A 5,959-nucleotide genomic window follows, 5' to 3' on the forward strand; every position below is an offset into this window, starting at 1 on the left:
TCGGTCGGTGTCGATGACGGTGAGGTTCCACCTGTTCCCATTCCGAACACAGAAGTTAAGCTCACTTGTGCCGAAGATAGTTCGCTGGAAACGGCGCGTGAAAATAGGTAGTCGCCGACTTTTATATGGCCCGTTGGTCAAGCGGTTAAGACAGAGGCCTCTCACGCCTTTAACATCGGTTCGATTCCGGTACGGGTCATATTTGCACCTCTAGCTCAGTTGGTAGAGCAACTGACTCTTAATCAGTGGGCCCAGGGTTCGAGTCCCTGGAGGTGCACCACAACAACAAAATCCGAACTTTTTTCCGATAGGAGAAGGGTTCGGATTTTTTATTTTCTTCGGAAATGATAATTCCGGCTCCTTCCCGACCGCTGTGTGTCCGAAACCTTATCAGAAAAAAGACCGTATCACAAAAGTCACAACCGTAAAGGTGCCGTAAGGCAGAAAGGACACAAATATGAAGTACGATACAAGAGCCTGCAAATTCAACATGGACACCGGGTGCGTGGAGCTGCTGCTCTGGGATGGGAGAAAAGTTTCCATTGACTGCACCGGGGTCGAGGATGCACTGGATGTGACCGTGGCGCAGAGGTCAGAACTGGATTATCTTATCTATAATGATCCGCTGGGCTATGCTGATTTGATTCTGAACGGTGACCCAGAGGAATATTTGAAGAATGTGACCGGAAGCCATAGACTAGAAATCTAAATGAATGCTGGACATTACCGTTTTTTGCGCTGGTGATGTCCAGCATTTGTTATTTGGCGTTGGTCGATCGATTTTAATGAAATCTTTATACTTCTACAATTTTCTTTACGGCTCTTTTATCTATTCCGTGCTAATCTTTATGCACACGGATAGGTAAAGGAGCTTTTATGATTCAATATCCTCGTTACAAGCGGCACCGTTTTTCTTCTTTTCAGGTTATTATTGCAGGTTTTGCGGCAGTCGATCTGGTGGGCGCATTGCTTCTGATGCTTCCGGTTGCTGCACAGCAGCGGTGCGTCACACCGTTCCATGAGGCGCTGTTTACCTCCACCTCCGCCCTTTGTGTGACCGGACTTGTGGTTCAGGATACCGGCAGCTACTGGTCGGCTTTTGGGCAAAGCGTGATCCTTCTTCTGATCCAGATCGGAGGATTGGGCGTCATTACAGTGGGCGCTGCCTTTGCGCTGCTTTCCGGGCGAAAGATCTCCCTCAAGCAGCGCAGCACAATGCAGGAAGCTACGGCTGCCCCGCAGATGGGCGGCATTGTGCGGCTGACAGGCTTTATTCTGCGGATCACCGCCCTGTTTGAATTGGTCGGCGCTGCACTGCTGCTGCCGACATTTTGCGCCGATTATGGTTTGCGCGGGATCTGGTACGCGCTGTTTCATTCCATTTCGGCGTTCTGCAATGCCGGCTTTGACCTGCTGGGAACAGAGGGTGCAAAATTTGTTTCGCTGACACGGTATGCAGGAAACCCATTGCTTACCACAGTGATCGCGGCCCTGATCGTCTTTGGCGGCCTTGGCTTTCTGACATGGGAGGACATTTGTACATATCGCCTTGATTTTCACCGTTACCGGATGCAGAGCAAGGTGATCCTTGTCACAACGGCATTTCTTCTGGTATTGCCGACGCTGTACTTTTATTGCTTCGAGTTCACGGCAGGCTCTGCCCGGCAGCGCATTTTATTGTCGATGTTTCAATCCGTTACCCCCCGTACTGCCGGTTTTAACACCGCCGATCTTGCTGCGATGGGCAGCACTTCACAGGCATTGATGGTGGTTCTGATGCTGTTAGGCGGTTCGCCCGGCTCTACGGCAGGCGGCATGAAAACCACAACATTTGCCGTTCTGCTGGCCAATATGTGGGCGACCTTCCGCCGCAGAGAAGATGCCGAATTTTTCGGGCGGCGCATAGATGGTTCTGCGGTCAAGAATGCTGCCACGATTGCAGGGATGTATTTGACGCTGTTCTTCCTCGGAGCCTTTGTCATTGCTGCGGCAGAGCAGCTGCCGATGTCAGTCTGTTTGTATGAGACTGCTTCGGCTGTGGCAACGGTGGGTCTGACATTGGGCATCACACCGCAACTGGGGATCCTTTCGCAGGGGGTGCTGATCGCACTGATGTTTTTGGGACGTGTTGGTGGATTGACGTTGATCTATGCGGCATTTGGCAGCAGCCCTGCCCACTCTCGTCTGCCGCAGGAGAAGATCGCAATCGGATAAAGGAGACAAGTATGAAATCGATTCTTTTGATTGGGCTTGGCCGTTTTGGCCGCCATATTGCGCAGGAACTGAATGAGCTGGGTCATCAGGTCATGGCGATCGACAGCAACGAAGACCGTGTGAACGCCGTGCTTTCCTATGTGACGAATGCACAGATCGGTGACAGCACCAGCGAATACTTTCTGCGCTCCCTTGGTGTTGGCAATTTTGATGTGTGTATCGTAACCATCGGCGGCAATTTTCAAAGCTCACTGGAAACAACATCGCTGCTCAAGGAGCTGGGAGCAAAGCTTGTGGTCTCGCGTGCAGAGCGGGATGTACAAGCCAAGTTCCTGCTGCGCAACGGTGCGGATGAAGTGGTCTACCCGGAAAAGCAGCTGGCAAAGTGGGCGGCGATCCGATACAGCTCCGAACACATTCTGGATTATATCGAGCTGCAGGACGACCACGCCATCATGGAAGTGACCATTCCGCCGGAATGGATGGATCGCACGATCGGTGAGATCAATATCCGAAAAAAGTATAACATCAACATTCTTGCGCTGAAAAAAGACGGAAAGCTCGATATGAGCATTACGCCGGATACGCAGCTGTGCCGGGATGAAAGTATGCTGGTTTTGGGAAAATACGCATCGATCCAGAAGTGTTTCCGGCTCTGAAAAGATAGGACGGATCATATGGATGTCGTTTTGTTACTGATGGTTCTTGGAGTCATGTTGAGTGGTTTTTGGGCAGCAGATGCGCTGGATCACATGCGGAAGGAGATCCTTCAACAGGAAGGAAAAAGACGTGGCTGGTGGTCGTGACCATCAAATTGTGCTATACTGTGGGCAAGGCAGGTGATTTTTATGAATCAGAACGACCCACCCACTGAACATATTCTGGCGTGTCTGTCGTCCTCTCCCTCCAATGCAAAGATCGTGCGGACGGCAGCAACGATGGCAAAGGCGTTTGGAGGGACCTTTACAGCTCTGTATGTCCGGACTCCGGATTCGGATCAGATGGGACAAGAAGATCGTCGGCGTTTGCAGCAGCACATTCGTATGGCAGAGCAGGCAGGTGCCGACATCTCTACGATTTATGGGGATGACATTCCGCAGCAGATCGCAGAGTTTGCCCGCATCTCCGGCATTACAAAAATCGTACTGGGAAGCTCCAGCGTACATCGCCGCCATTTCTGGAGTGGACCGTCACTGACTGAAAAATTGACGATGACTGCGCCTAATCTGGATATTTACATCATCCCGGATGCTTCTGCAGAGAACGGCTACGGTTCAGGACGGAAGCTGTTCACCCGTCCGCTTCTGCCGTCTGTCCGTGATCTTCTGATCACCGCAGGCATCTTGAGCTGCATCACGCTCATCGGCTTCTTTTTCCTGCAGCTGGACTTTGCGCGTTATAACATTATTATGCTCTATATGCTGGGGATGCTGTTCACCGCATTGTGTACCAGCGGTTATACCTGCGGTGTGCTGGGGTCCGTTGCCAGTGTAGCATTGTACAATTTCTTCCTGACCGAGCCATACCTGACATTCCATGCGTATGACCCCGGTTATCAGGTCACATTTGCCCTGATGCTGACCTCTGCAATGATTACCTGTACGTTGACGACACGGTTGAAAGACCATGCAAAAATGTCTGCGCAGGCAGCATTCCGGACAAAAGTACTATTTGATACGAATCAGCTTTTACAGAAAGCCAAAAGTGAAGAAGAAATCTTTTCGCTGACAGCTTCCCAGCTGATGAAGCTGCTGAACCGGAGCCTGATCGTCTACCTGGAACAAAACGGAGGTCTTGGGGCAGAACAGGTTTTTGGAGTTGACGGGAAAACGGCGCAAAACATCTTTTCTGCACCGGAAGAACGGGATGCAGCAAACTGGACGTTTGCCAACAAAAAGCGTTCCGGTGCAGGCACGGATAGCTACCCGGATGCAAAGGGACTTTATCTTGCACTTCGGACCGGAGGCGGCGTGTTTGGAGTGATCGGGATCGATCTGTCCGAAAAACCGCTGGATGCCTTTGAAAACAGTGTGCTGCTTTCCATTCTGGGCGAAGGTGCGCTGGCCATCGAAAACCGCAGAAATGCGCTGGAAAAAGAGCAGGCAACCGTGCAGGCAAAAAATGAAGAGCTGCGGGCAAACCTGCTGCGCACGATCTCCCATGACCTGCGCACCCCGCTGACCTCCATTTCCGGCAATGCCAGCAATCTGCTTTCCAACGGAGAAACGCTGGATACAGAGACCCGGAACAAGATCTGCACCGATATTTTTGATGATGCACAATGGCTGATCGGTCTGGTGGAAAATCTGCTTTCCATCACCCGCATTGAAGATGGACGGATGAATCTGCAGATCTCGCCGCAGCTGATGGACGAAATGGTCGAAGAAGCGCTGCATCATGTCAACCGGAAAAGCTGCGAACACACCATCACAACACAGTATGGGGACGAGATCCTTCTGGTCAATGTGGATGCACGGTTGATCATGCAGGTCGTTGTCAATCTGGTGGATAACGCCATCAAATACACCCCCGTAGGCTCGGTCATTCAGATTTCGGCTTACCGGAAAGACCATCAGGTCGTAGTGGACGTTGCAGATAACGGCCCCGGCATTCCGGATCGCGCAAAAGCACAGGTGTTCGAGATGTTTTATACCGGGCAGAGCCGTATTGCAGACAGTCACCGCAGCCTTGGACTGGGCTTGCCCCTCTGCCGTGCAATCTTGACGGCTCACGGCGGAACATTGACCCTGCGTGACAACATTCCCAATGGCAGTGTCTTTTCCTTTGCATTGCCGCAAAGCGAGGTGAACATTCATGAATAAGCCGTCCATTCTGGTCGTAGAGGATGATGTTCCTGTACGGTGTCTGATCACAACGACCCTGAAGGCCCACGGCTATAAATATCTGACTGCTTCCAATGGGGAAACGGCGATCATGATGGCCACCAGCCACAATCCGGACATCATGCTGCTGGATCTTGGGCTGCCCGATATAGACGGCATCGAGGTCATCCGCAGCGTCCGCACATGGTCGAACCTGCCCATCATTGTCCTGAGTGCCCGGAGCGAAGATTCTGATAAGATCGAAGCACTGGACAACGGCGCAGACGATTATCTGACAAAGCCGTTTTCCGTGGATGAATTGTTGGCAAGACTACGTGTGACACAACGCAGATTGAATCTACTGGCTACTGGCGGGGTGAATAGTCCGATTTTTGTCAATGGCTCTTTGAAAATTGATTTTTCGGCAGGCTGCGTCTGGTTGGGTGAAAATGAGCTGCACCTGACTCCGATCGAGTATAAACTGCTGTGTGTATTGGCTCGTAATGTGGGCAAAGTTCTGACGCATACATCCATCACACAGCAAATATGGGGCAGTACACAGGAAAATGACATTGCTTCCTTGCGTGTTTATATGGCATCCCTGCGCAAAAAATTGGAACGATACCCGGATGCGCCGCATCTGATCCAGACCCATGTTGGTGTCGGATACCGGATGCTTCGTGTGGAAAACGATGAAGCATAGTAAAAAAACAGGGTGCGCCTTGCGGACGCACCCTGCAAAAGACCACAGACAAGCGATATGTACAACATGGCGTTCCCCGTCGGGGACGCTCTGTTTCTCTTGGGTAGCTTGAGCGAGCGACAACCACCAGCTCCGCTGGTGGAATAAAAACGGCTTTAGCCCTAGACAAAGAGAAACCTCCCCGTAGAATAGAGTGTGGGTTTGCCAACCACATTCTAGG

General features: G+C 51.5%; 5 protein-coding genes, 2 tRNA genes and 1 rRNA gene. All 8 read left to right on the forward strand.

The features are described from left to right. The first annotated feature begins 3 nt into the window (after positions 1 to 3). Positions 4 to 120, forward strand: a 5S ribosomal RNA gene (rrf, locus tag CGS49_RS13170). Between the two features lie 7 nt (positions 121 to 127). Further along, a tRNA-Glu gene (locus CGS49_RS13175) sits at positions 128 to 199 on the forward strand. 5 nt (positions 200 to 204) lie between these two features. Beyond that, a tRNA-Lys gene (locus CGS49_RS13180) sits at positions 205 to 280 on the forward strand. Positions 281 to 457: 177 nt separating this feature from the next. Then, complete coding sequence (locus CGS49_RS13185; RefSeq protein ID WP_097802278.1) at positions 458 to 709, forward strand: DUF6061 family protein; 252 nt, start codon at positions 458 to 460, stop codon at positions 707 to 709. A gap of 167 nt (positions 710 to 876) precedes the next feature. Continuing rightward, positions 877 to 2,214, forward strand: coding sequence for a TrkH family potassium uptake protein (locus tag CGS49_RS13190; RefSeq protein ID WP_097802279.1), 1,338 nt, complete (start codon positions 877 to 879; stop codon positions 2,212 to 2,214). 11 nt (positions 2,215 to 2,225) lie between these two features. Continuing rightward, positions 2,226 to 2,873, forward strand: a complete 648-nt coding sequence (locus CGS49_RS13195) for a potassium channel family protein (RefSeq protein ID WP_097779996.1) — start codon at positions 2,226 to 2,228, stop codon at positions 2,871 to 2,873. 189 nt (positions 2,874 to 3,062) lie between these two features. Beyond that, entirely contained in the window at positions 3,063 to 5,036 is a 1,974-nt protein-coding gene (locus CGS49_RS13200) for an ATP-binding protein (RefSeq protein WP_143405872.1), read from the forward strand. Continuing rightward, a complete protein-coding gene (locus CGS49_RS13205; RefSeq protein ID WP_097802281.1) occupies positions 5,029 to 5,739 on the forward strand; it encodes a response regulator in 711 nt (236 codons plus the stop codon). The genes CGS49_RS13200 and CGS49_RS13205 overlap by 8 nt, the downstream gene beginning before the upstream one ends. Positions 5,740 to 5,959: the final 220 nt, after the last annotated feature.

This window comes from Faecalibacterium langellae (assembly GCF_002549775.1).
Classification (GTDB): Bacteria; Bacillota; Clostridia; order Oscillospirales; family Ruminococcaceae; genus Faecalibacterium; species Faecalibacterium langellae.